19 protein-coding genes are annotated in these 25410 nt (G+C 68.2%); 7 read left to right on the forward strand and 12 right to left on the reverse strand.

The genetic code is table 11. The annotated features are described in order from the left end of the window. The first annotated feature begins 139 nt into the window (after positions 1–139). The 4 genes from MCHUDSM44219_RS00130 (at position 140) to MCHUDSM44219_RS00145 (ending at position 5754) form a co-directional block, all read left to right on the forward strand. Complete coding sequence (locus MCHUDSM44219_RS00130) at positions 140–922, forward strand: alpha/beta hydrolase (protein ID WP_048416196.1); 783 nt, start codon at positions 140–142, stop codon at positions 920–922. Positions 923–1167: 245 nt separating this feature from the next. Then, positions 1168–2817 carry a hypothetical protein gene (locus MCHUDSM44219_RS29875; protein WP_157868737.1) on the forward strand — a complete coding sequence of 550 codons (1650 nt, stop codon included), beginning with the start codon at positions 1168–1170 and terminating at the stop codon, positions 2815–2817. A gap of 54 nt (positions 2818–2871) precedes the next feature. Beyond that, positions 2872–4356: a flavin-containing monooxygenase gene (locus MCHUDSM44219_RS00140; RefSeq protein ID WP_082161959.1), complete on the forward strand. Its 1485-nt coding sequence runs from the start codon at positions 2872–2874 to the stop codon at positions 4354–4356. 27 nt (positions 4357–4383) lie between these two features. Then, entirely contained in the window at positions 4384–5754 is a 1371-nt protein-coding gene (locus tag MCHUDSM44219_RS00145) for a cytochrome P450 (RefSeq protein WP_048416197.1), read from the forward strand. Here MCHUDSM44219_RS00145 and MCHUDSM44219_RS00150 read toward each other — a convergent pair. The 5 genes from MCHUDSM44219_RS00150 to MCHUDSM44219_RS00170 form a co-directional block, all read right to left on the reverse strand. Further along, complete coding sequence (locus MCHUDSM44219_RS00150) at positions 5751–6578, reverse strand: class I SAM-dependent methyltransferase (RefSeq protein ID WP_048416198.1); 828 nt, start codon at positions 6576–6578, stop codon at positions 5751–5753. The two genes, MCHUDSM44219_RS00145 and MCHUDSM44219_RS00150, sit on opposite strands and share 4 nt — an antisense overlap. A 27-nt stretch (positions 6579–6605) precedes the next feature. Further along, positions 6606–7850 (reverse strand): PE-PPE domain-containing protein, encoded by a 1245-nt coding sequence (locus tag MCHUDSM44219_RS00155; protein ID WP_082161960.1) that lies wholly within the window; start codon positions 7848–7850, stop codon positions 6606–6608. A 201-nt stretch (positions 7851–8051) separates the two neighbouring features. Continuing rightward, complete coding sequence (locus tag MCHUDSM44219_RS00160; protein WP_048416199.1) at positions 8052–8714, reverse strand: cutinase family protein; 663 nt, start codon at positions 8712–8714, stop codon at positions 8052–8054. A 59-nt stretch (positions 8715–8773) separates the two neighbouring features. After that, a complete protein-coding gene (locus MCHUDSM44219_RS00165; protein ID WP_048416200.1) occupies positions 8774–10255 on the reverse strand; it encodes a flavin-containing monooxygenase in 1482 nt (493 codons plus the stop codon). A gap of 163 nt (positions 10256–10418) precedes the next feature. Further along, entirely contained in the window at positions 10419–11531 is a 1113-nt protein-coding gene (locus MCHUDSM44219_RS00170) for a PE-PPE domain-containing protein (protein ID WP_236695295.1), read from the reverse strand. On the opposite strand from MCHUDSM44219_RS00170, the gene MCHUDSM44219_RS30590 reads away from it, so the two are divergent. The 3 genes from MCHUDSM44219_RS30590 to MCHUDSM44219_RS00180 all read left to right on the forward strand — a co-directional run bounded on the left by MCHUDSM44219_RS30590 (position 11518) and on the right by MCHUDSM44219_RS00180 (position 15064). Continuing rightward, entirely contained in the window at positions 11518–11838 is a 321-nt protein-coding gene (locus tag MCHUDSM44219_RS30590) for a hypothetical protein (RefSeq protein WP_236695296.1), read from the forward strand. The two genes, MCHUDSM44219_RS00170 and MCHUDSM44219_RS30590, sit on opposite strands and share 14 nt — an antisense overlap. Before the next feature lie 875 nt (positions 11839–12713). After that, on the forward strand, positions 12714–13934 hold a 1221-nt coding region (locus tag MCHUDSM44219_RS00175; RefSeq protein WP_131722262.1), incomplete at its 3' end, for a PE-PPE domain-containing protein. Positions 13935–14209: 275 nt separating this feature from the next. Beyond that, positions 14210–15064, forward strand: coding sequence for an SDR family NAD(P)-dependent oxidoreductase (locus MCHUDSM44219_RS00180; protein WP_048416202.1), 855 nt, complete (start codon positions 14210–14212; stop codon positions 15062–15064). On the opposite strand, the gene MCHUDSM44219_RS00185 is transcribed toward MCHUDSM44219_RS00180, so the two are convergent. The 7 genes from MCHUDSM44219_RS00185 to MCHUDSM44219_RS00215 all read right to left on the reverse strand — a co-directional run. Further along, complete coding sequence (locus MCHUDSM44219_RS00185) at positions 15047–16234, reverse strand: alkane 1-monooxygenase (protein WP_048416216.1); 1188 nt, start codon at positions 16232–16234, stop codon at positions 15047–15049. The genes MCHUDSM44219_RS00180 and MCHUDSM44219_RS00185 overlap by 18 nt on opposite strands. 180 nt (positions 16235–16414) lie before the next feature. Beyond that, entirely contained in the window at positions 16415–18004 is a 1590-nt protein-coding gene (locus MCHUDSM44219_RS00190) for a peroxidase family protein (protein ID WP_048416203.1), read from the reverse strand. A gap of 32 nt (positions 18005–18036) precedes the next feature. Further along, positions 18037–19953 carry a substrate-binding domain-containing protein gene (locus MCHUDSM44219_RS00195; protein WP_048416204.1) on the reverse strand — a complete coding sequence of 639 codons (1917 nt, stop codon included), beginning with the start codon at positions 19951–19953 and terminating at the stop codon, positions 18037–18039. 20 nt (positions 19954–19973) lie between these two features. Continuing rightward, positions 19974–22199 carry a malate synthase G gene (locus tag MCHUDSM44219_RS00200; RefSeq protein ID WP_048416205.1) on the reverse strand — a complete coding sequence of 742 codons (2226 nt, stop codon included), beginning with the start codon at positions 22197–22199 and terminating at the stop codon, positions 19974–19976. Between the two features lie 68 nt (positions 22200–22267). After that, positions 22268–23188, reverse strand: coding sequence for a hypothetical protein (locus MCHUDSM44219_RS00205; RefSeq protein ID WP_048416206.1), 921 nt, complete (start codon positions 23186–23188; stop codon positions 22268–22270). Next, the gene (locus MCHUDSM44219_RS00210) at positions 23181–24242 is read right to left on the reverse strand and encodes a hemolysin family protein (protein ID WP_048416207.1); all 1062 of its coding nucleotides are present in this window, start codon (positions 24240–24242) and stop codon (positions 23181–23183) included. Before MCHUDSM44219_RS00210 ends, MCHUDSM44219_RS00205 begins: the two co-directional genes overlap by 8 nt. Further along, the coding region (locus tag MCHUDSM44219_RS00215) for a hemolysin family protein (RefSeq protein WP_236695297.1) at positions 24242–25410 on the reverse strand (1169 nt) is incomplete at its 5' end. The genes MCHUDSM44219_RS00215 and MCHUDSM44219_RS00210, both read right to left, overlap by 1 nt.

Below are 25410 nucleotides of genomic sequence, written 5' to 3' on the forward strand. Positions count from 1 at the left end.
AACCCGAAGGCGGCACCGATGCTACGAGCCAGACACCAGATGATCAGGATCCCAACCACCGCGAGAAGCGGCGACCTCACCCTGACACTGAGGGGATGGTAACGACCGCAGGCGCACGGGCTGTATACGCTGGCCCGCGATGCTCGAGGTCATCGACAGGGGAGCTGTCTCCGAATCCCATCCTGTCCCACTGCTGTTCGTGCACGGCGCCTGGCACGCCGCGTGGTGCTGGGAGGAACACTTCCTGCCGTTCTTCGCCGACCGCGGCTACCGCGCCGCGGCGGTGAGCCTGCGCGGGCACGGCGGCAGCCCGACCGACAAGAAGCTGCGCGACCTGTCGTTCGCCGATTTCGTCGCCGACGTCGTCGCTGCGGCCGACGCGCTGCCGGTGCGGCCGGTGGTCATCGGTCACTCGATGGGCGGTGTGCTGGTGCAGAAGTACCTGGAGGTGCGCGACGCACCGGCCGGGGTGCTGATGGCCTCGATGCCGCCGCAGGGCTATCTGCGGTCGGGGCTGCGCTGGATCCGGCGCCATCCCTGGCATTTCGCGAAACTGACGGCGACGGGCCGGTCGCTGCCGTATGTCAGCACGCCGGAACTCGCCCGGGAGCGGTTCTTCAGCGCGAACACTCCCGAGGCGGTGGTGTCGCGCTACGCGGGCCGACTGCAGGAGGAGAGTGCACGCGCGGGACTGGACGGACTGGTGAGGTTGCCACGACCCGCCCGGGTGCGTGCCCCGCTACTCGTGCTCGGCGCCGCCGACGACGGCGCGGTGATGCAGGACGAGGTCCGCGCGACCGCGCACGCCTACGGGACGACGGCGCAGTTCTTCCCGCAGATGGGGCACAACATGATGCTGGAGGCGGGCTGGGAGGACGTCGCGCGGAGCATCGACGCGTGGCTGACCGAACGCGGGCTGTGACGTCGGGGCGGCAAACCGGGTGAAGCATTGCTCTAGGGTTGCTCGATCCACGAATTCTTCGCTGGCAGGGTGCGCCTCGCACTGCTGACGGGCGTGCTCTAAGATATCTTTCAGGTTTTCTGACGATGACGTCAGCAAATGCCCGCAATCATGTGAATGGCATCGATTTGCTAGACACGTGGTCACTTTTTGGATACGTTCTTCGCTGTCGTCGATATCGTCCAGCAACACTCGAAAGGGGCGTCATGCCTGCCTCCATACGTCCGTATGTCACGGCGGGCGTGGCGCTGGTGGGGGCCAGCGTCATTTCCGTGACCCCGATCCAGCCGGTCACGCCGCAGACCCGGATCGCCAATGACGCCTACAGCCTCACCGCGGCCTCGGTTCCCGGCGCCCCGATCGACGGCAGCGGCGACGGAACCGCCTGCTCGGGGTACCACACCGACCAGTGCGACATCTGGGCACCGCAGTCCTACACACCGATCACGGTCGACACCAGCAATGGCTCGATCTTCAACGTGCCGGCCAACATCATCAACGCGATCATCAGCGTTCCCCGCGCCTACCTCGACGGTCTCAACGATCTGTCCTACGCGCTCGAGGTCACCGGCAGCTGGTGGGTGTACGACCCGGTCAACGTGCTCGGCTACGACCCGGCCGACCCGCCGAAGATCACCGCGGTCACCAACCTGCTGATCCCGTTCAAGGCGCTGTCGAACCCGCTGGGCGAGCACGTGTCCTGGTGGGCCAAGGCCAACCTGCCGATGAACTCCGGCTGCACCGGCACCGCCCCGCCGACGTGCCAGGACGCCGGCGCGATCCTGTCCAAGATGTTCACCGCGCCGATCTGGGACCTGATCTACGGCTACACGTTCCCGGCGCTGAACAACCCGGTCAGCGATGCCGAGGGCGCCGCGGGCGAGGCGATCCCCGGAGAAGAGGGCGCACCGGTGCCGTGGTCGGGCGCGCACATCCAGATCAACCCGTACGACCCGATCTGGAACGTCATCAACTACATGCTGGCCGACCCGGAGACGAACCGCCCCGAGGCGATCACGCTGAAGGAGGTGGGCGAGTCCCTCGTCCGCTTCGGCAAGGCGCTGTGGCAGGACTTCAACCCCTTCGTGCCGGGCAGCTTCCTGTGGAAGGGCTTCCCGTACACGCTGGTCACACCGTTCATCAAGCCGTTCGTCAAGGTCCTGTGCCCGAGCTGCGATCCCGAGCACCCCGAGGACCCGACGCCGTTCGACGGTCAGCTGCCGCCGAGCAGCCAGGCCAAGGAGTCGAACAAGGGCGTCACCAACCTGCTCGAGAAGCTGGGTCTGAAGAAGGACGAGACCACCAGCGACACACCGGTGGCGACGCTGGCGGCCGCGCAGACCGAGCAGAAGGCCGACGCCACCACGGAGACCACCACCACGGAGGCCACCACCGAGGAGTCCGCCACCAAGGGCGACACCTCCGAAGCCACCGACGGCGCCCAGAAGGGCGACGTGGTCAAGGACGCGGTCGCGAACCTGCTGAAGAAGTTCGAGAAGGCGCCCGCGGAAACGACCCCGGCCTCCGACGCGACCGGCACCGACGGCAAGACCGACGCCGGGACGCCCGTGACGGACGCCGGTTCGGGCACGACGGACAAGGGTGGCGACGACGCCTCCGCGCCGTCGCCGAAGAAGTGGTCGTTCGGCGGCAAGCACCGCAAGTCCGAGGACACCACCAAGTCCTCTGATGCCGGTGCGGAGAGCTCCCCCGGCAAGTCGTCCTCGGAGAGCAAGTCGGAGACGAAGAAGGACACCTCGGAGACCAAGAAGGACACCTCGGGGTCCAAGGGTGCCAAGGCCGGCGCCGGCAGTGCGAGCAGCGGCAGCGGGTCCGACAGCGGTGGCAGCGAATAGGACTGGCGTCGGCCACCGTCCTGCTGCGTCTCTGACTGCCCGTAGTATCGCCACGTGAGTACGGAGCAGTTCGACGCGGTCATCGTCGGTGCGGGATTCGGCGGCATGGGTGCCGCCATCCAGCTCAACCGGCTGGGTTACCGCAACATCGCCATCCTGGATCGCGAAGACGATCTGGGCGGTACCTGGCACGTGAACCGGTACCCGGGGCTGACGGTCGACGTGCCGTCGACCACGTACTCGTACTGGTTCGAGCCGAACCCGTACTGGTCGAGGCTGTACGCGCCGGGGGCGGAGCTCAAGAGCTATGCCGAGCACGTCGCCGACAAATACGACCTGCGTCGCTACATGCGCTTCAACACCACGGTGGAGGGGGCGCGCTGGGACGAGGAGTCGCAGACCTGGCAGGTATCCCTCGAGGGCGGCCAGACGTTGCGCGCGCAGTTCCTGATCCTGGCGACGGGGTACCTGTGCCAGCCGAAGAAGCCCGACATCCCGGGCATCGAGGACTTCGCGGGCACCGTGCTGCACGCCCAGGAGTGGAACGACGACTATGCGCTGCGCGGCAGGAAAGCGGCGATCATCGGCACCGGTTCGACCGGGGTGCAACTGATCCCCAAGCTGGCCGAGGACGTCGCCGAGCTGACGGTCTATCAGCGCACGCCCATCTGGGTGATGCCGAAGTTCGATCTCGCCTTCGGCCCGGCAGCGCAGCGGCTGTTCGCGAGATTCCCTGTCACGCAACAACTTCTGCGCAGGTCCAGCGACCTGTTCCTGGACATCATGGTCACCATCGCGATGTGGAAGTTCCGGCAGTTCCGCCCGGTGAACACCGCGGCCGCCCGCATCGGCGCGCTGCACCGCTTCCTGGCGATCCGTGACAAGGAGCTGCGGCGCAAGCTGACCCCGAACTACGACTTCGGCTGCAAGCGCCCGACGCTGTCCAATGTGTACTACCGCACGTTCAACAAGCCGCACGTGCATCTGGAGACCGCGGGCATCGAACGCATCGAACCCGACGGCATCGTCGGCAGGGACGGCGTCAAGCGCGCCGTCGACACCCTGGTGCTGGCCACCGGGTTCGACGTGTGGGAATCCAACCTGCCCGCGATCCCGGTGATCGGCAGGCAGGGCCGCGATCTCGGAAAGTGGTGGCGGGAGAACCGGTTCCAGGCCTACGAGGGCATGACCGTGCCGATGTTCCCGAACATGGTGACCCAGGCCAGCCCGTACGCGTGGGTGGGCATGTCCTGGTTCGACACCGTCGAGTACCAGATGCGGCACATGAAGCGGCTCTTCGGCGAGCTGCAGCGCACCGGCGGTCGCACCTTCGAGGTCACAGAGGAGGCCAACGACCGGTTCCTCGACCGGATGCTCACCCTGCTCGACGACTCGGTGTTCCGGCTCGGCGACTGCACCAACTCGAGGTCGTACTGGTTCAACAGCTCCGGCGAGGCGCCGCTGTTCCGGCCCACGTCCATCCGGCAGGCGGTCAAGGAGCAGGAGCACTTCCCGCTCACCGATTACCAGATAGCCTGACGTCCACGCACCAGGAGGGGTGACACCATGACAGCGGCCACTACAGAGCCGGTGAAGCTGCCACCGGGCCCGCGGATACCGAAGCTCATCCAGGGCGCCGCGGTGCTGACCGCGCGCTACGGCGCGATCGCGGCGCTCGGCCGCCGGTACGGCTCGGAGTTCACACTGAACATCCCGGTGTTCGGCGAGACGGTCGTGATCAGCAATCCGGCGCTGGTCAAGGAGTTGTTCAGCAGCAGCCGCGAGCTGATCGGGCGTCCGCAGAACAACCTCGGCGGCGACGTGCTGGGCCCGGGCTCGATCTTCAATCTCGAAGGCGACGAGCTGCTCGCCCGCCGCAAGCTGCTGCTGCCGCCGTTCTCCGGCAAGAACATGCGCGCCTACGAGAGCATCACCGAAGAAGAAGTGGTCCGCGAGATCCGCTCCTGGCCCGAGGGTGTCGAGTTCGCGACGCTGGAGCCGATGATGCGGATCACACTCAACACGATCCTGCGCGCGGTGTTCGGCGCGGAGGGCGAAGAGCTCGACGAGCTGCGCGAGCTGATGCCCAAGGCCGTCGAGTTCGGGTCGAAGATCGCGCTGATGCCGTCGATCGTGCGCAAGGACGTCGGCCCGTGGAGTCCCGGCGGCAAGTTCGCGCAGTACCGCCGGCGGATGGACGAGCTGCTGAGCTCGCTGATGCGCCAGGCACGTTCGGACCCGAACTTCACCGACCGGGGCGACGTGCTGTCGCTGCTGCTGCAGGCCCGCTATGACGACGGCCAGCCCATGCCGGACAACTACATCGTCGACGAGCTGCTGACCATGCTGGTGGCCGGCCACGAGACCACGTCCACGCAGTTGGCGTGGACGATCGAGCGGATCCGGCGCCACCCGAACCTGCTGACCAGGCTGACCGAGGAGGTCGACGCCGGCGGCAACGAGCTGCTGCTCGCGACGATCGCCGAGTCCCAGCGCACCCGCCCCGTGCTCACCGCCGCGCTGCGACGCACGCGCACCCGGGTTCGCTTGGGGGAGTGGGTGATTCCCGAGGGGGACACGATCCTGGCGAGTACTCAGCTGGCGATGGCCGCCGAGAGCAGCTTCCCCGACGCCGAGAAGTTCGACCCGGACCGCTTCGTGGGCAACCCGCCGAATCCGTTCGCGTGGATTCCGTTCGGCGGCGGCATGATGCGCTGCATCGGGGCCTCCTTCGCGACCATGGAGATGGAGGTCACACTGCGCACCATGCTGCGTGAGTTCCGTGTCGAGCCGACCAGCGAGCCCGACGAGAAGCCGCACAGCAGGGGCGTCACCGTCACGCCGGCGCGGGGCGGCCGCATCGTCGTGCACCGCCGCACGGCGCCCTCGGCCACCGCTGCCGATGCGGTGTCGGCGGCCAAGGGCGACCCGGTCTAGAACCGGTACTGCAGCACCCGCGCCTTGCGGGCGATGGCGGGGATCCGGTGGGAAAGCCGGGCCGCCAGGCGCAGCCCGGCGGGGAATGACGTCGCCTCGGGGCGCTGCATCACGCTGGCGGCGTCGAGAAGCTCGAGCGCCGGGTTCCACGCTTCGGGGCGCCGCGGGTCAGCGAAGCCCGGGAAGTTCCACTGGGTGTGCGGCGAGTTCGTCGTGCGTGCCGTGGCGAGCCTGCCCAGCAGCCGGTTGGCCCTGCTCACCGGGCCGTAGTCGTTGAACGCGAGCACCCCGGTGCCGAAATGTGCTGTGACGCTGCCGAACAGCGAGCGCACCGTGGGTTCGTCGAGGAACGCGACCAGGCCGTCGGCGAACACCATCGCGGGCCGGTCGCCCGGGATCGCGTCGGCCCAGCCCGGCTCGGTCAATGAGGCAGCGACGGCGTGCTCGCCGGGGTGCGGCGGGCGCAGCGCGGCGCGAACGGCGTGCACGGCGGGCAGGTCGACGCTGTACCAGTCGATCCCGGCCGGCGGGTCGACGCGGTGCACGGCCGCCGAGAAGCCGGCGCCGAGGTCGACCACGACCGCGTCGGGGTGGTCTCGGATGAACGTGCGGATGGCCTCGTCGAGCATCTTGGCGCGCAGCGCGACCAGAGGCACGACGCTCGGCGTCGCCGCCAGCCTGGTGAAGTCGTAGTCGATCGCGGCAACCGACTCCTGCGCCCACCGGTCGCCGAGGATCGGTCGGGCGGCGGCGTTGTCGAGCGCACGGCAGTACTCGGTGAGAAGGGCGGTCTGCTCGACGGAATCGAGGTGGCTGACGTCCATCCCGCCAGCCAAGCACAGCCCGCGCGGTTACGACGCGGCGGAGGGGCTGTCCGCGTTCGCCGTCCGGTGCGCGTGGCGGCCGAGGAGTCGGCCGCCGAACGGGCGTGTGCGGGCTGGCTTGTCGCTTGCGGCCCGGTCGTTGTCGGAGTCGTCGGCATTGCTCGCGGCGGGCGTCGGCGCGGTCGCGTCGCTGTCGGCGGTATCGTCGGCCACGGAGTCCGCCGAGTCCGCCGAGTCCGCGGCCGCGTCGTCGGCGGGGTCCGCCTGCTCGGTGCGTGGGTCCGCCCCGGTGTCATCAGTGGCGTCGTCAGCGGCCGCCACCGGCCGGCCGCTCGCCGTGTCCTCATCCGCCGCCGATGACGACGTCCGCACCGTGCGGGCGGCGGTCAGGGTGGTGGGCTCGGTCGGCGTCGGATCCTGTTGCGGGGGGTCGGTTTTCGGCAGCAATTCGGCGGGCCAGCCCGGTGTGGCGGGCAGGTAGGACCGGTCGTAGGCCTCCTCGATCTTGGCTTTCAGCGGACCGTTGAGTTTGTCGGCGAGGTCGGTGAGCCCGAGCCTGCGCAACGGATCGAGAAGCGGAATGTTCTCGGTCGGCACGAAGACATAGGTGATGTTGCCCTCTCGCCACACGTAGTTCGCGGGATCGTAGATGTCGACGTCTTCGTAGTGGATGTGGATGTCACGCAAACCTGCGGAGGCGTTCAGGAAGGCCAGTAGGTTGAAGGGGTTGTCCGGCAGATCGGAGGCCCGGTCGTACTGCCGCGAGACATCGATCACGTCGTACTCGGTGTCGGGGGTGATCTGCCCCAGCGGGGCGTGCGCACCGCCATGTCTGCGATCGGGGTTGCCGATCAGCATGAAGCTGAGCCGATCTGGCGATGGCGCCCCCTCGGTTCCGGCATGTTCCTCGAGCCACTGCGTGACCACTCGCGCACCCTGGCTATATCCGAAGACGACCACCGGGTCCGTGGCGGGTTCGAGCGTCAGGGCGTCCTGCAGAATGCCGGCACCGACTTTTCGCTCCAGGTAGGGATAGGCCAGTGGCTCACAGGTCCGCGAACCGGTGCACATGATGCCGCCGTGGTCGTCGGTGTTGCGGCCGGGGGACATGCCCAGGGTGACCACCTTCAGTTGGTCCGGCAGGGCCGCCCTGGCCTCGGGTGCCGTCGCCACAGCGGGCACCCCGGCCACCAACGGCACGGCCGTCACTGCGGCGGCCAGCAGCGCGAGTCGATGCCCCCGGGTTGTTGATCGCTTAGCTGCCCTGCCCATTAGCCACCCCTGCTCCGCACTGGCGCGCTAGTTTGCTGCGCGACTCAACAGTACTCCGGGGGTGATCGCAGTCGCTCGGGCTTCAGCTGGGCGATTCCGAATTCGTAAGATCTGTCAATTTTGTCATCATGACGTTGCACGCGAACCCGGTGCCGGTGCCCGCCGCCAACGGTATCCGGGTTTGCTCCCGGGGTGTTGCAGTCAGAGCCGCCCTGCGACGAAGTCCGCCGCCTGGTCGACCATGCCGTTCTCCACATAGGAGAAGTGCGCCCCCAGGCTCAGGCCCTTGGTGCAGAAGATGTCGTCGAGGGCACACATGTCGATGGTCTTGGGACCGAAGGTGTTGCTCAGCGCGGGCAGCGGTCCGCCACCGGCGACATCCCGCAGAGGGTTGCCGAACACCGCGACGGCGGCCACGTGATCCGCGAGATTCGGCGGCAGCGGGGTCGGGGTGAACCGCCCCAGCGGGCGGGCGTCGACGGTGATCAGGTCGATCACCCCGGCGCCCTGGCTCATCCCGCCGAGCACCAGCTTGGTGTTCGGGCAGTTGTCGGCCATCCACTGCACGCGGCCGGCCGCGTCCGCGGCGCCCGCCGGTGCGGAGGAGTCGAAGTTCCAGCCCGCCGGGTAATTGACGGCATAGGCCGCCACCGAGCGGCCACCGACCCGGGAGCGCAGCTTGTCGACGAACGCGTCGCCGACGAACCCGAGGCCTGGTTCGGCCCCCGTACCCCGGGCGAAGATCACCTCGATGTCGGGGCAGGGATCAGCGCCCGCCGAGGGAGCGGCGGCAACGCCGAAAACCAGGGCCGCCGGGAGCGTCATCGCCGCACCGAGGGAGCCGAGAACACGCCGCAATTCCATGTTTCCATGCTGACACATCATGCCGCGGGCGCGCCTGGCGTGGGCTCTGAGCTGGGACTTCAGGCGAAGGAGTAGTCGCTGAGCGGAAAGTTGTCGTTCTCGCGGTTGGTCTCGTTGGTCGACGCCGGCCGGACCAGGGTCTCGCCGGTGGGGCTGAAGTAGTAGGACCGCGACCGGGCGCAGTCGCCCTGGCGGAACACCGTCTTGCCGAGTTTGGCCGCCATCCGTTCGCGGAACGTGGTGTTGGCCTCGTCGGTGACCTCGAAGGTGGTGGCGCCGCGGCGGTGCAGCTCCCCGAACAGCCGATCCATGTGGCGCATCTGGTACTCCATGGTGTTGAAGTACGACAGACCACTGGAGGCGTACGGGCCGGCGAGGCTGATGAAGTTGGGGAACGCCGGGATGGTGACCCCCTGGTAGGCCTGGAACCCGTTGTCGCGCCACCATTTACCGAGATTGCGCGCGTCGCGGCCGATGACCTCGATCGCCGGGATGTTGGCCTCCCAGATGTCGAAGCCGGTGCACAGCACCAGCGTGTCGATCGCGGTCTTCGTCCCGTCGCACGCGACGATGCCGTCGCTGACGATGCGCTCGATGCCCGCGGTCTGCAGGTGCACGTGGGGTTTGGCCAGCGTGGCGTAGTAGGTGTTCGAGTACGTCGGGCGTTTGCATCCGAAGTCGTAGTCCGGGGTGAGCTCGGCCCGCAACTTCTTGTCGCGGATCGACAGGAACCGCAGAAACGCCGACAGATACGACGCACCGACGTTGAGTTGGCGGAAGTATTTGTAGTTGATCACCGACAGGATCATCATCACTTCGAGGTTGATGTCGGTGGTGAACCGGAACGCGCGCTGCAGCAAAGGAATGCGCGCGAACAGGCGGCGCAGGACGGGCGGGATGGCGAAGTCCAGCTTCGGTACCACGTGGATCGGGGTGCGCTGGTAGACGGTCAGGTCGGCGGCCGTCTTGGACAGCTCCGGGATGAGTTGCACCGCGGTCGCCCCGGTACCGATGAGACCGACTCGTTCACCGGCGGGGGAGTAGCTGTCATCCCAGTCCATGCTGTGGATGATCCGGCCGGTGAAGTCGTCGATCCCCGGGATGTCGGGGTTGCGCGGCTGCGACAGGTACCCGGTCGCGGTGATCAGGAACCGCCCGGTCAGAGTCTCCCCACTCGAGAGTGCGACCTGCCAGTACCGGCCTTCTTCGTCCCACCGGGCACCGTCGACCGGCGCGTTGAACCGCATGTGCCTGCGCACGTCGTATTTGTCGGCGACGTGGTCGGCGTACTGCTTGAGTTCCGAACCCGGGGCGTAGAGCCGGGACCAGCGCGGGTTGGGTTCGAACCAATAGGAGTACGTCGGCGACGGGATGTCGACGGCGAGCCCGGGGTAGTGGTTGACGTACCACGTTCCGCCCAGGTCGTCCTCGCGATCGAGGATCACGATGTTGTCGTAACCCATCTTCTTGAGCTGGATCGAAGCACCCATCCCGCCGAAACCGGCGCCCACGACGATCGCGTCGTACTGCGGCACATCCATGGGCATCAACGCTACCTCACAGCAAATAGGTCATCGGCGAGTGCATTTTAGGACGCCCGCCGCCCCGGCGCGCGCCGTCGCAGACACCACGGAGCCCCGGCACGAGGCCGGGGCTCCGGGCGGGTGTCTGAAGACTTCAGGCAGCCTCGAGTTCCGGGGAGGGCTACTCCGAGGAGCCGGAGGAGTCAGACGACCCAGATCCATCGGACGGCGCGGTGTCGCCGCCGGACTTCGCTTCTTCGCGCGCGGCCTTCCTGGCTTCGCGCTTGGCGGCTGCATCCGCCTTCGCCGCCGCCCTTGCCTCGGCCCGTGCGGCCTTGGCCTCGGCGCGCTGGGCCTTGGCTTCCGCCCGGGCCTCGGCGCGTGCGTCGCGCCGGGACTGTGCGTCGACCTTGGGTGCCGGCTGCGCCTGACCGGACGACGCCTCCTCGCCGCCTGCGTTGCTCGCCGGTGTGGCGGCGGCCTCGGTGGTGTCCGTCGCCGCTTCGTCGCCGGGGGCGACGGCCGCGGTCTTGGCAGCCGTGGCGGTGGCCGGATCGTTGCGGCTGTAGCCCTTGTCGATCTTGGCCTTGAGCTCGGCCTCCTTGGGCTTGAGCCACGGCATCAGCTGCACCAGCGGCAGGGTCGCGGTCGGCACAAGGTAGTGCTTGGTGACGCCGCCCTTGATGTTGGTGTCCTCCGTGTAGTACTTGGTGCCCTCCAGCGCCGCGAGTTCGGCCATGCTGGTGGTGTACATCACCGGCACGTGCACGACGATCGAGCCGGCCATCGCGTTCATGATCGCGAGGAAGTTGAACGGACGGTCCGGCATGTCGGCCATGCCGTCGTACTCACCGGTGATGACCACGATGTCGTAGGGAGTGATCGGCGGGGGCTGGTAGGTGTAGTCGAACTTCGAGCTGTACTTGACGTCGTTGATCAGCTTCTGCCTGCTGGAGTCCTCGACCACGATGAACGTGACGTCCTCGGGATCGGGCATCTCTCCCGACTTCACCCAGTCCCGCAGCACCTCGTTGACCACGAGCGAGCCGGCCGACAGGCCGACCACGGTGACCTTCTCGCCGTTGATCGGGTTGCCCTGGGCGTCCCGCGAGAGATTGCCCAGGGCGGTGTTGATGGCGGCCTCGAGGTTGGGGATGCCGACGGCGATCGAGGCGCCGAGTGTCATGTCGCCTTTACCGGAGTAGGGGCCGGCCTGAGCGGGCCACGTCACCGATGTCCGGGTCTGGTTCTTGAACGCGCCTTCGAGCAACGGTGCCATCATGATGTCGGTCATGGTCGGGATCTTGATCCCGCCGATCATCACGGCCGTGCTGCTGGCGCCGGCACCGGTGGCGGTGGACAGCGCTAACGCGATCGAAGCAAAAGCTGTGCCACAGGCAACCCCGGCTTTGCGAATGCTTGCTTTCATGACATCTCCCCGATTTGAAGCGATTGCTGATCCGCCGTACTCGGCGCGACAAGAGCATATTGCGCGTACGTCAATGCTTGCGCAGCAAAAACAAAACATTTCCGTAAAATGCGATATAGGCAAAGTGTGTCTACATTGCTGTTATCCATTCTTTATTGCCGCTCTACATTAGTAGAGAAATGAATCCGGGGATTCTCGGTAAATGGCCGCGGTTCGGTCGTCGGCGGAGAAATTGGCTGTCAGCGAGGTATAAAACAAGATCAATTCGAGATCTTCCCGCGAAAGTGGCGAAAATCACATATTTGTCATTTACTGCTCGCGTGATCAGACAGGGATGCATCTGAGATGTTGCTGACATGCACCCGGCTAAAAAAAATTTTTGGTCTGTACCATCGCCCGCAGCACACGATTACCGGCAAGGAACGGGTGCCTGAACAATCGGTGATGCCGATGCGTTCCGTCCGCGTGGGTTCTTCGCGGGCTGTATGCGTGACCTGACTTCCGAGTAAGTTGGCGGAGAGTCCTCCGCAAACCCGGTTGCCACTCAGCAACACATGGCGACCTTGCTCGCGCCTGCGAGGGCGATTCGGCCGGCGCCAGGACCTGGGTCGGCATCACAGCGAACCTGCTGCGCGGCAACCGTTTTCGTCGACGCAGGCGCGCGCCGGGCAGTCACAATCTCGCGGCCCTGGGGCGCGGATCCTCCCGCCAGCGCGCCATGCACGATAGCCACCCGCGGTCAATAGCCGCGAGCAGTGGGGATTTGGCTTACCGAGAGTTTGCTAACTAGACGCCCGAGAAGTCTTTGCATGCGGTAATGTCCGCGTCGGTCGAGGCGCCGGCACTCCCGCCGGCTCCCCGGCCCGCGTACCGGTGGAGGGCTCGCCCGCCGAGCCCGGCAACCTCGCACGCCGGCCCGACCAACGGGTTGGCCAGCGAAGTCCGGCGTCACACCGCATACTTCTGCGTGTCGCGGTCGGTACGCGAGAGTCGGTTGCCAGGTCACCGGCGTCCAGGGCGGACGTCACCTCAAGAAGGGAAGTCTGCGTGAAGCGAGCGACGAAGGCCGTGATGACTGCGGCGGCACTGCCTTTCGCAGCGGCGCTGCCTCTGACATTCGGCGCCGGCACGTTGCCCGCCGCCGCGGCCGCCGCCAACTCCGCCTCCTCGCTGATTCCCAGTGGTCCGGCGACCGTCCTGCACCACGGCCCGACCCCGTGGGCGATGGACGAGAACCTCGGCGGCGCACTCTGCGACGCCCCGAAGGTCTGCCGGGAGGTGGCTTACGGCTGGATTCAGCCCTACGGCCCCATCGAGATCGGTATGGCCGAGAACGTCAGCCGACTCGATTGGGCGATCCACTACGTCGGCAAGGGTCCGAAGATCGTGTACGGCTTCAGCGGCGGGGCGCGCGTCGCCTCGGTGTGGCTACGCGACCATGCCGACGACGCAGACGCCCCGGATCGAGATCAGCTGTCGGTGGTTCTGATCGGCAACGGCGGCCGCAAGTACGGCGGTGTCAACGGCTGGTTCTGGGGCGATCTCCTGCTGACCCCCACCGACACGCAGTACGACGTCGTCGACATCGCCCGCGAGTACGACCCGATCGCCGACTTCCCGTCCAACCCCTTCAATCTCCTCGCGCTGGCCAACGGCCTCGCCGCCTTCTCCTACGTGCACCTGCGCTACGACGAGGTGGATCTCGACGATCCCGACAACATCGTCTGGAAAGAGGGCAAGACGACCTACGTCTACGTCCCCACCGAACACCTGCCGCTGCTGCAGGGCTTCTACGATGCCGGGCTGGGCTCCCTGGTCGAAGGCATCGAGCCCAAGCTCCGCGAGATGATCGACAAGGCCTACAACCGGACCTGGCTGGAGGGCAAGCCGACCCAGGGCGAGCAGAACGCGGCCCCGCTCTCCCTGGTGCGCACCGCCGCCGAGAAGACGGAGGCGGACCCGGACACCACCTCCACCGACGAGGCCGCCGACACCGCCAAGGACGACGACACCGCCGTCCCGCGCAAGCACACCACCCACCCCGGTGCCACCGCGTCGGAGGCTGCGGACGACGCCGAGTCGGGGGACACCGACACCGACGCGGACGACGCGACGGACTCCGAAACAGAGACCAAGCCCGACACCGACACCGCGACGGACACACCTACACCACCAAACCGTTCTCGACACTGCTGTTCCCGTCCTGGAACACCACCACCGGACCACCACCACCGGCATCGGGGCCCACGCCGCCGCGCCGCTCCGGGCNGCCAAGCCGGCAGCCACCCACCAGGCCGTACGCCAACTCTCGGTCGGCAGCGCGAGCCCGGGCATCGGAAAGCACCGCGCCCCTCTGTTCGGCACCAAGAAGGCCGACACCACCAAGGACGACACCACGAAGTCCACCAAGGACGACACCGCCAAGTCCACCAAGGCCGACACCACGACGTCTGCCGCCTCCTCGGCGAGCACCGGATCGGACAGCGGCTCGGACGGCAGCGGCGCGAGCTGATCGCGGTCGGTCGGCCGCTATTGTTCCGAAGGTGACAACCAAAGGCACTGCGGCGCTGTCGCAGAAGGTCGCGTTCATCACCGGCGGCGCGTCGGGCATCGGGGCGGCCCTGTCGGAATCGCTGACCGCCGCGGGCGCACAGGTGTGGATCGCCGACCGTCAGTTCGACGTCGCCGACCAACTGGCACAACGACTTCGGAGTGCCGGAGCGCGCGCACAGGCGGTCGCGCTCGATGTCCGTGACCCCGTGGCGTTCGAGGCTGCCGTCGCCGAGGCGGTACAGACCAGCGGCCGGCTCGACTATCTGTTCAACAACGCGGGTATCGGCATCGGCGGCGAAGTCGACTCGCTGACGCTCGAGGACTGGACCGACATCATCGACGTCAACCTGCGCGGCGTGATCCACGGCGTGCGGGCCGCCTATCCGGTGATGATCGCGCAGGGCAGCGGGCACATCGTCAACACCGCCTCGATGGCGGGGCTGATCACCACGTCCGCGCAGGCCGGTTACTCGGCCACCAAGCACGCCGTCGTCGCGCTGTCGAAAACGCTGAGGGTGGAGGCCGCCGGCCACGGGGTGCAGGTGTCGGTGCTGTGCCCCGGGGTGGTGCGCACCCCGATCCTCTCCGGCGGCGAATACGGCCGCAACAGAAACGTCAGCCGGGAGAATCTGCTCAAGCTCGGTGAGGCCTTGCGGCCCATCGAGCCGGGGCAGTTCGCCGACCAGGCGCTGCGCGGCGTGCTGCGCAACCAGGCGATCATCGTGGTCCCGCGCTGGTGGAAAGCGCTGTGGTATCTCGAGCGGCTGTCGCCGACGCTGTCGATGCGGACGGCCGCGGTGGCCCTCAAGCGCACCCGGGAGGCGGCGTCAGCTCCGCTGCAGTAGCCGCTCGGCGTCGCGCGGCTTGAGCGCGGCCAACCGCACATCCCCGCGGTAGTGATCGGCCACCCGCCGATCCATCACCCGCCGCCACAGCGGCGGGCACAGCGCCAGCACCACCATCGCCGCGTACCCGGCCGGCAGCTGCGGCGCCTCCTCGGCGTGGCACAGCGCCTGATAACGGCGCTGCGGGTTGGCGTGGTGATCGGAATGGCGTTGCAGGTGGAACAGGAACACGTTGGAGATCACCGAGTTGCTGTTCCAGCTGTGTGACGGACGCACCTGCTCGTAGCACCCGTCGGCGCGGCGCTGGCGGCGCAGCCCGTAGTGCTCGAGGTAGTTGATCGTCTCCAGCAGGAACACCCCGATCAGCGCCTGCCCGATCAGCCACGGCACTACCTCGACGCCGAAGCCGGCGATCAACGCCGCGAACAGCACGGCGGTCATCAGCCATGCGTTGAGCACGTCGTTGTGCAGGCTGAACACCGAACCGCGGTGGCGCCGCAGACGTCGGGCCTCGATCGACCACGCCGAGCGCAGGCTGCCCAGGATGGACCGGCAGTAGAAGAAGTAGACGTTCTCACCCAGCCGGGAGCTGGCGGGGTCCTCGACGGTCGCCACTCGGGCGTGATGGCCGCGGTTGTGTTCGACGAAGAAGTGCCCGTAGCCGGTCTGCGCGAGCGCGATCTTGCTCAGCCACCGTTCGGACCGGGCGCGTTGATGTCCCAGCTCGTGGGCGGTGTTGATCGCGATGCCTCCGATGCCGCCGACGGTGAGCATCAACCCGACCTTGTCGGGCAGCGTCATCGTGACCCCGCCGCCGCCGGTCCACAGCCAGCAGCCCAGGACCAGCGACAGGTACTGCGCGGGCAGGTACAGGTAGGTCGCCCACCGGTAGTAGCGGTCCTGCTCGAGGTGGACCAGCACACTGTCGGGCGGGTTCTCCGCGTCCGGGCCGACGAGGAAATCGAGGGCCGGGATGACGAAGAACATCAGCATCGGTCCCGACCACCAGAACAGCCCGGAACCGGTCAGCACGACGGCCGCCCAGGACGTCGGGACGAGGACCGGGATGACGACGCCGAGCAGCCATACATACCGCTTGCGGTCCCGCCAGGTGCCTCCCTGGACCGGCGGGGCGGCGCGCAGCGAACGGCGAAGCCGTCGAGTCGGCATCCTCAGCTCCATCCCCCTCTTTGCCGGACGGTTCCCCGATCATCGCAGACCCGGACGTCGATCGGGTAACGCCGTCATACCATTCTTGCTCGTCATAGGGCAATATCAGCAGCGAAGCGACGTCGGTCACTTCGCTCCGCGGACCGTTCCGAGGTCGTGCTGGGCGGTTGCTCAGGGTGGTCAGTGCCAGCGCCGGCGGCCGAGGCTGACCCGCGGGGACGGTGCCTCCCCGCCGATGTTGCGCCGAACGAGATCCGCCAGGGTGCTCGTGTTGTCGAGCACGGCCATGCCCTCCACCGAGAACGTCGCCTCACCGTACACACCCGGGTCGAGCAGCGGGTTGGTCAGTGCCTGGGAGAAGGCGTCCACCGCCACCATCGCACTCATCACCGGCGGCAGTGTGCTGCCGCGCCGGACGTCCTCGGCGAACAGTCCGACGAACAACTCGACGCGGTCGATGCCGTCGGGGCCGTAGCAGCGCTCGAGGGCGGCCCGCACGTCGCTGCGCGAACTCAGGTCGCCGATCGAGCGCAGCGCGGGGAACCCGCACGCCCGCCGGTAGTCGTTGTAGGACGCCAGTTCGGCGTGCCGGCCGATGCGGATCGACTTCTCCTCGATGGCCAGCATTGAGGCGTCGGTGTTGCCGAGCCGGATCGTGCTGCAGGGTTGCCGGGAGGCCTCGTCGAACAGGGCCGACAGCCCGTGCTCGGTGACCGGCCGGGTGTCCCACCACAGGTCGGCGAACGTGCGGCGATGCCCGCCGACCGTGACCTCGGTCGGCACCAGCGAGTGCCACCGGTAGAGCAGGTTGAACTCGACCGACATCCAGTTCTGCCGGTACCACTTCTCGTTCGCACCGATACCGGGCTCGACGGACAGCGGGAACCGGATCGGGGTGATGTGGTTGATGTAGTCCTCGATGACGATCTTGAGCAGCACCACGGTGAGCGTGTTGCGGGTGGTGTCGAAGACCCGGTCGTCGCTCCAGTCCGGATGGGCGGCGCTGATCAGTCCGGCGATCCGGTTGTGTTCGCGCAGGAACAGCGTGCTGATCATCACGAAGCCGTAGTGGATGTTGCCGCGGGGGATGCCGAGCGCGAACAGCCTGGGCCGCAGGGCATCGGGTACCGGCCCGCCGCCGGCGGCCTTCAGGTCGCCGCCCCGGAAGATGATCTCCAGATCGGCGAACTCGTCCTTGACCGCGCCGTCGGCGTCGCACAGGTAGGGCGGGAACTCCGCGGCCAGGCTCGCCTCGGTCTTCAGCCGGCCGCCGGCGCCTTCCCGCAGCATCCTGGTCACCTCGGTGGTCTGGCCGTAGAGCTGGCTCAGGTCGATGTCGTGGGTGGAGGTGTTCCTGGTGTCGTCGTTCGGGTCCGTGCGCAGGAACCCGTCGACGAACCACTGCGCGAACAGCGGGAACAGCAGCGTCGACTTCGCCGATTCCTCGCCGGCCGTACCGCTGCGCGCGAACAGTGCCGCGACCTCGGCCGGCGCCGGGAGACCGGCTTGGAACTCAGGCTCGGGCGGCAGGTGGCGCTGGCTGTACGTGCGGTCGTGCAGCGACTCCCAGGATGTCCACGGCAGCATCGTGCTCAACGCACCGGGACGTGTCCGCATCGTGTAGACCAGCGAGTTGATGACCCACCGGTTGACCATCGGGCCCACTGTCGGGGTGGCGCGCAGCGCCAGCCACACGGGGGCGAAGTGGGTCGTCAGCAGGATGCGCACACCCCTTCTGACGCCGTTCTTCCGCCAGAACCCCCTGGTCACGCAGGTCAATATACGGCGCGGGCGGCGGGGGGTCAGCCCAACAGCGTCGCGATCGCCGACGCCAGCTCCGGGTCGGTCGAGCTGCCGACGTTCTGGTAGCTGCCCCCGGTGGTCTGCGCGACGGCCTCCCAGGTGGCCCGGTCGCTGTCGTCACCGAAGTCGATGACGTTGACGGCCACCGGTCTGGCCTTGTCGAAGGCGCCGCTGATGTACTGACGCAGCCCGTCGGCGCCCAGCGACTGGTCGGTGTGCGGACCGGCCGTGATCACCAGAACCGAATTCTTCTGTCCCTCACGGTATTTCGCTGACGCATCGGTGTAGACCAGACGCAGGGTGGTGAACGACACCGCACCTCCGCCCGACGGGGTCTGCCCGTCCAGCGCGCTTGTCAGCGCGGCCGCACGCGGCCGGCCGTCGACCTGGTCGGACAGGGCGCCCAGGCTCACCTCCGAACGCCCGGCGACCCCGTCGAACGTCCACAGGCCCACCCCGGAATCGGGCGGGAGCACCTGCAGACGGGCCTTCAGGGCGTCCACGACGTTGGTCAGCCGGGGTTTTCCACCCTCGTCGGTCGGCATCGACTGGTCGAGCATGATCGTGACGGTCGGGCTCTGCGCGGGCGTGGTCAGCGTTTCGGCGATCGTGGCGCGCAGTGCGTTGTCGCCGAGGTTCAGCGGCGCACCGACGGGCGCGAAATCGACGACGTCGCTGCCGGGCGGCTGCTGGCCCTCGACGCGGAAGCCGGCCTTGGCCAACTCGGCGAGTTGTTCGGGTTTACGCAGGAAGCGGGCGAACTCACTGGCCGCGGAGACCTGCTCCTGGGCCAGCCAGTCACCGGAGAGCAGCACGGTGGGGAAGTCCGCCATCGCGGTGGGTCCGGGCGGCAGCCACGACGCGAGCGCCGACCGGGCGTCGGGCTGCGAGGCCGCGCGCTGGAAGAGTCGCTGCTCGGTGGTGACGACCGCGTGCACGGGCGCGGTGGCCGGGTCTTTCGCGCCGACGAGCGCGTCCAGCGCCGTGCCGGCGTTCGTGTCGGCCAGCTTCGGGGAACCGGCCATCAGTGTGCTGACGGCGCCCAGGCCCGCGCTGGGCGGTGCGCCCGACGGCGCCGACGCGGCCGCCACCGCCTCGGCGGCCAGGAAGGACGCGTCGCTGTCCTCGCCGAGCGGGAGCGCCAACCGCAGGCCGCCCCAGCCCTGCAACCCCACGCCGTCCAGGCCGGCCTGGTCGCTCTGCAGCCGCGGCAACGTGCCCCAGTTCTGCTCTCCCATGGCGCCTTTGAGCTGGGGGGAGACCGCCAACATCACGGGCGAGGTCACCAGAGAGCGGCTGTCGCTGACGACCTGGGAGCCGGCCTTGGCTTCCAGCCGGGCCTCGGAGGCCGAGCTGCCCGGGATCCACAGCGCCGGGCGCTCACCCAGGTCGCCGGGCCAGTCACCGGACAGGCCGGTGAACACCTGCTCCGAGTCGGCGGATGTGACGCCGACCTTGACGCACTTGTCGCCGACGGGCTCGGCGGTGTCGTTGTACCGCTGCGCGAGCGCGTTGAGCGGTTCGGCGATCGCCGGGTCGGCCACCACGGCCACGGCCACCTCGCCCTCGACACAGCGCGCCGCCGCGGTGTCGGACCTGCTCGACAGCGCGTCACCGAAGAAGCGCCACAGGATCACCGCGCCGACGATGACGACGACGCCGACCAGCGCGGCGATGACACCGACGGAGATCCCGCGCCGGCCCGGAGTGACGGCGCGGTGGCTTCCGGTCCATTCCCCGTTGTCCCAGCCGCCGCTGTGCTGCGACCCGCCGGGCCGCGCCGGCGCGTCGAACCGCTCGGTCTGCGACTCGTCGCCGGCGGAGTCCTCGGTGAGCTCGCGTGCGTCGCCCTCCGCGTGGGAGGAGTCGTCCGCGGGTCGGGAGTCGTCGGGGTCGGGGAGGCTATGTCGTCCCATACCTGCCTTCGGTGTCGGGGTCAGCCAACGTTACTAGCCGCTTTGAACTCCCGGCGCCGGCGGTGCAGGATCGGCTCGGTGTAACCGCTGGGCTGCGCGCCGCCGGCCAGAATGAGTTCCTGGGCCGCCTGGAACGCGATGCTGTTCTCGGGATCCGTTGCCATGGGCCGGAAGTCGGGATCGGCGGCGTTCTGCTCGTCGACCACCGCGGCCATCCGGCGCAGGCTGGCCTTGACGTCCTCTTCGGTGATGACGCCATGCCGCAGCCAGTTCGCCAGCAGCTGGCTGGAGATCCGCAACGTGGCCCGGTCCTCCATCAGCGCGACGTCGTGGATGTCGGGCACCTTCGAGCACCCCACGCCGGCGTCGATCCAGCGCACCACGTAGCCGAGGATCGACTGGCAGTTGTTGTCGACCTCTTCGCGGATCTCCTCCGACGCCCAGGCCAGCTCCTTGGCCAGCGGGATGGTCAGCAGTTCCTCGATCGTCGAGCGGCGCTTGCCCTCGAGTTCGGCCTGCACCGCGAACACGTCGACCGCGTGGTAGTGCATCGCGTGCAGCGTGGCCGCGGTCGGCGACGGCACCCAGGCGGTGGTGGCGCCGGCCTTGGGCTGGCCGATCTTCTGCTCGACCATGTCGGCCATCAGCTCGGTCATGGCCCACATGCCCTTGCCGATCTGCGCCTTGCCGGAGAACCCGGTCTCCAGCCCGATGTCGACGTTCTGGTTCTCGTAGGCCTGGATCCACGCGGTCGACTTCATCGCGCCCTTGCGGATCATCGGACCCGCCTCCATCGAGGTGTGGATCTCGTCGCCGGTGCGGTCCAGGAAGCCGGTGTTGATGAACACCACCCGGTCCGCGGCGGCCTTGATGCAGGCCTTGAGGTTCAACGTGGTGCGCCGCTCCTCGTCCATGATGCCGACCTTGATGGTGTTCTGCGGCAGGCCCAGCACGTCTTCGACGCGGCTGAACAGCTCGCAGGTGAACGCGACCTCGTCGGGGCCGTGCATCTTGGGTTTGACGATGTAGATTGAGCCGGTACGGCTGTTGAGCAGCGGACCGTTTCCGTCGTCGTCCTTGAGCCCGTGGATCGCGATCAGGCTGGTGAACAGCGCGTCCTGGATGCCCTCGGGCACCTCGGCCCCGTTGTCGAACGTGATCGCGTCGTTGGTCATGAGGTGGCCGACGTTGCGCACGAACAGCAGGCTGCGGCCGGGCAGGGTGAGCTCGGACTCGCCGTCGGGGGCGGTGAAGGTGCGGTCGCCGTTGAGCACCCGGGTGAAGGTCTTGCCGCCCTTGCTGACCTCCTCGGCCAGGTCGCCGCGGTTGAGCCCGAGCCAGTTGCGGTAGCCCAACACCTTGTCGTCCGCGTCGACGGCGGCCACCGAGTCCTCGAAGTCCATGATCGTGGTGATCGCCGACTCCAGCACGACGTCCTTGATACCGGCCCGGTCCGTGGAGCCGATGGGAGAGTCGGCGTCGATGAGGATCTCGATGTGCAGGCCGTTGTTGACCAGCAGCACCGCGGTCGGCGCGTCGGGCTCGCCGAGGTAGCCGGCGAACTGGGCGGGGTCCTCCAGGGCGACCGACGAGCGCTCGCGCGAGGAGTCGACATCCTCGGCGCCATCGTCGTCGAGCGTGGCGGTCACGGCGCCGTCGGCGATCGTCAGGCCGGTGATGTCCGACCACGAGCCCTGCGCCAGGGGGGCCGCCCCGTCGAGGAACGTGCGGGCGTAGGCGATCACCTTGTCGCCGCGCACCTTGTTGTAGGAGTCGCCCGGCTCGGCGCCGCCCTCCTCGGAGATCACGTCGGTGCCGTACAGCGCGTCGTACAGCGAACCCCAGCGCGCGTTGGCGGCGTTGAGCGCGAAGCGCGCATTGAGCACCGGCACCACCAGCTGCGGTCCGGCGGTCGTGGTGATCTCGTCGTCGACGCCGGCGGTGGTGATCGTGAAGTCGCCGGGTTCGGACTCGAGGTAGCCGATGTCGGTGAGGAACTGCTTGTACTCCTCACCCTCGAAGCCGCCGATCACCCGCGCGCGGTGCCACCGGTCGATCTGGGCCTGCAGTTCGTCGCGGCGGGCCAACAGTTCCTGGTTCTTGGGAGTCAGGTCGGCGACGACCTTGTCGACGCCGGACCAGAAGGTGTCGGGATCGATTCCGGTGCCGGACAGCGCCTCGTTGGTGATGAAGTCGTACAACACCGGGGCGACGCGCAGGTTACCCACCGTCACACGTTCGGTCATGATTCCTCCCTCGCCGGCACATGCGCTCTCACCCGCGTGTTGCCTGTCGTGAAATCCGTCGATGCAGTTTACCCGCCGGTAAACACGCTGATCCCCGGCCCACTTCGCCGGCCGGCGTCGCGCAATGCGACGCAGGCCCGGAGCAGCCGCTCCCGCAGCGGCGCCGCGCGGACGCTGAGGGACTCCTGCGCCGTTGCGTATTCCCGTCGGCCATCGGCTGTTTCGACTGCGATCGGGGTGAAGCCGAAATCCCGCAGATCGTACGGGCTGGCCCGCATGTCGAGGACGCGGGCCTCGCTGGCCAGCTCGAAACAGTCCAGCAGAAGCGAGGATTCGATCAACGGGCCGAGTTTGAAAGCCCACTTGTAGAGGTCCATCCCGGCATGCACGCAGCCGGGTTGCTCCTCGGCGATCTGCGTCTGCCGGGTCAGCGGCCGGGCATTGCGCGCCACAGCCGGCTCGGTGAAGAAGCGATAGGCGTCGAAGTGGCTGCAGCGCAACGGAATCGACTCGACCACCGCATCGGTGCCCGCCGCCCCGAGGCGCAGGGGCACCGCGCCGTGGCGCACAGCGTCGGTGCGGTACACCATGGCCCATTCGTGCATGCCGAAACACCCGAACCGGGCCGGGCGCGCCGCGGTGGCCGCCAGCAGGTCGGCGATGAACGTCACAGTGCCCAGACGCGTCAGCAGATAGTCACGGCTGACAGCGACACCGGCACCGGCACGCTCGTAGCCGGCGCGCGTCAGGTACTCCTGCGCGGCGTCATCATCGAGGCCATCGAGCACCACCCCGTAGCCCGGATGCCACACGCGCAGCTGGCGCGGCCGGCAGCTGTAGTAGGTGAACAGGAAGTCGAACACCGGATGGGGCACGCCCGCGCGGCGGCGCTCGACGTGCGGGGCGAGCAGGGCGTCGGCGCGGCGCCGGTGCGCCTCGGCACGCCCGGTCCAATCGGCACGGTCGATGCGGTCGGTGCGCTCAGACACGATGGGTGCCGTCGCGGACGGTGCCCACCAGATCCTCGACGAGGTCTTCCAGTGCGACCATCGCGGCGATGCTGCCGTCGGCCGCCGTCACCAGCGCCAGGTGGCTGTTGGTGCGGCGGAGCCTGGTCAGCGCCTCGGGCAGCGGCAGCGAGGCCGGCACCCGCGGCAGCGGACGCACCATCGACGACTCGAGCACCACCGAGTCGTCGTGCGGCCCGTCGAGCAGGGGCAGCACGTCCTTGATGTGCAGGTACCCGGCGTAGGCGCCGGACGGGTCGGCCACCGGGAACCGCGAGTAGCCGGTCTCCTTCAGCGCCTCCTCGAGGGCGCCGATCGTCGGCCCGGAACCGGTGCGCGCCGCCGGCACGGCGCGGATCTGGTGCAGCGGCAGCGCGACGTCGTCGACCACGCGGTTGCGGATCTGCAGTGCGCGGGTCAGCCGGGTGTGCTCCTCGGGGTCGAGCAGCCCCTCCGACAGGGACTCGGCGATCATCTCCGAGAGCTCCACGGTCGACACCGTGATGTCGAGTTCGTCCTTGGGCTCCACACCGAAGGCCCGCAGCGTGGCGTTGGCGCACCAGTTGTAGAACGCGATGAACGGTCGGGCAGCCCGGATGTAGACCAGATACACCGGGATCAGCAGCATGGCCGTGGATTCCGGGCCTGCGATCGCGATGTTCTTCGGCACCATCTCTCCGAGCAGCACGTGCAGCGTCACCACGACCGACAGCGCCACCAGGAACGACACCGTGTGCAGCAGCGCGTCGGGGATACCGAAGAGCCCGAACGGTTTCTCCAGCAGGTGCGCCACGGCGGGTTCGGCGACGCGGCCGAGCAGGATCGAACAGACCGTGATGCCCAACTGGGCGCCGGCCAGCATCAGCGACAGGTTCTCCCCGGCCCTGATGACGGTGACCGCGCTGTTCTTGCCCTGCTCGGCGAGCGCCTCCAGGCGGTCGCGGCGGGCGGAGATCAGCGCGAACTCCGAGGCCACGAAGAACGCATTGGCGCCGAGGAGCACGAAGGTCAGCAGCACCCCGAAGATGTCACCCATCAGAGGTCCCCGCCGGAATCGTCGTCGTCGTCGCCGTGATCGTCACCGGCGCGGCCGAGTTTGGTCAGGGTCAGTTGGTCGATGCGGCGACCGTCCATCTTGACCACGGTCGCGAGCCATCGGATGGGGTCTTCGATCGGCCCGTCTGGGTCGAACGCGGTCAGCTCCACCGACTCGCCCTCGTCGGGGATGTGGCCGAGTTGCTCGAGCACGAGGCCGCCGATCGTCTCGTAATCGCCTTCGGGCGCCCGGAACTCGGTGTTCTCGGCCACCTCGTCGATGCGCAGCAGACCGGAGACCCGCCAGCCGCTGCCGGCCGGCACGACGTCGGGCGGTTCGACGTCGTGCTCGTCGCGCACGTCGCCGACGATCTCCTCGATCAGGTCCTCGACGGTCACCATGCCCGCGGTGCCGCCGTATTCGTCGACGACGAGCGCGGTGGCGAGGCCGTTGGCGCGCACCTCCGACATCACCGCGTCCCCGTCGAGGGTGGACGGGACTTTCGCGACGGGCTGGACGATCTCCCACAGGCGGATCGTGGGCCGTTGGTCACGGGGCACCGCGAACACCTGCTTGACGTGCACCACGCCGATCGTCTCGTCGAGGTCGCCGCGGATCACCGGGAAGCGCGAGTGCCCGGTCCGCACCGCGGCCTGGCTGAGCTCGAGCACGGTGTCGTCGGCGTCGAGGGTGTCGATCTTCGAGCGCGGGGTCATCAGTTCCTCGGCGGTCCGGTCTCCGAACTGCAGCGAGCGGTCCACCAGCACCGCGGTGACGGGGTCCAGCGAGCCGCTCTGAGCCGACGTCCGCACCAGCGACACCAGCTCCTGCGGTGAGCGCGCGGAGCGCAGTTCCTCGGCCGGCTCGATGCCGAGCCGGCGCAGGATCCAGTTCGCGGTGCCGTTGGTCATCCGGATCAGCGGGGTGAACAGGAACGAGAACATCAGCTGGGGGCCCGCGGAGGCCCGCGCCGTCGGTACGGGCCGGGCGACCGCGAGGTTCTTGGGCACCAGCTCGCCGAACACCATCGACACCGACGTGGCGATCAGGATGGCCAGGATCAGCGCCAGGGGGGTGGCGAACCGCTCGGGCAGACCGACGAGGTCGTGGCCGCGATCGAAGCGGGCCGTGCGATCGCCGACGAGGAGGTCGACGCCGGAGCCGATCT

It is taken from the genome of Mycolicibacterium chubuense, assembly GCF_001044255.1.
Taxonomy (GTDB): domain Bacteria; phylum Actinomycetota; class Actinomycetes; order Mycobacteriales; family Mycobacteriaceae; genus Mycobacterium; species Mycobacterium chubuense.

Excerpts from the sequence above, each read along its gene's own strand:
- MCHUDSM44219_RS00130 (WP_048416196.1), top strand. The coding sequence starts at position 140 with ATGCTCGAGGTCATCGACAGGGGAGCTGTCTCCGAATCCCATCCTGTC.
- MCHUDSM44219_RS29875 (WP_157868737.1), top strand. The coding sequence starts at position 1,168 with ATGCCTGCCTCCATACGTCCGTATGTCACGGCGGGCGTGGCGCTGGTG.
- MCHUDSM44219_RS00145 (WP_048416197.1), top strand. The coding sequence starts at position 4,384 with ATGACAGCGGCCACTACAGAGCCGGTGAAGCTGCCACCGGGCCCGCGG.
- MCHUDSM44219_RS00150 (WP_048416198.1), bottom strand. The coding sequence starts at position 6,578 with ATGGACGTCAGCCACCTCGATTCCGTCGAGCAGACCGCCCTTCTCACC.
- MCHUDSM44219_RS00155 (WP_082161960.1), bottom strand. The coding sequence starts at position 7,850 with ATGGGCAGGGCAGCTAAGCGATCAACAACCCGGGGGCATCGACTCGCG.
- MCHUDSM44219_RS00160 (WP_048416199.1), bottom strand. The coding sequence starts at position 8,714 with ATGGAATTGCGGCGTGTTCTCGGCTCCCTCGGTGCGGCGATGACGCTC.
- MCHUDSM44219_RS00165 (WP_048416200.1), bottom strand. The coding sequence starts at position 10,255 with ATGGATGTGCCGCAGTACGACGCGATCGTCGTGGGCGCCGGTTTCGGC.
- MCHUDSM44219_RS30590 (WP_236695296.1), top strand. The coding sequence starts at position 11,518 with ATGATGTCGGTCATGGTCGGGATCTTGATCCCGCCGATCATCACGGCC.
- MCHUDSM44219_RS00170 (WP_236695295.1), bottom strand. The coding sequence starts at position 11,531 with ATGACCGACATCATGATGGCACCGTTGCTCGAAGGCGCGTTCAAGAAC.
- MCHUDSM44219_RS00185 (WP_048416216.1), bottom strand. The coding sequence starts at position 16,234 with ATGCCGACTCGACGGCTTCGCCGTTCGCTGCGCGCCGCCCCGCCGGTC.
- MCHUDSM44219_RS00195 (WP_048416204.1), bottom strand. The coding sequence starts at position 19,953 with ATGGGACGACATAGCCTCCCCGACCCCGACGACTCCCGACCCGCGGAC.
- MCHUDSM44219_RS00200 (WP_048416205.1), bottom strand. The coding sequence starts at position 22,199 with ATGACCGAACGTGTGACGGTGGGTAACCTGCGCGTCGCCCCGGTGTTG.
- MCHUDSM44219_RS00210 (WP_048416207.1), bottom strand. The coding sequence starts at position 24,242 with ATGGGTGACATCTTCGGGGTGCTGCTGACCTTCGTGCTCCTCGGCGCC.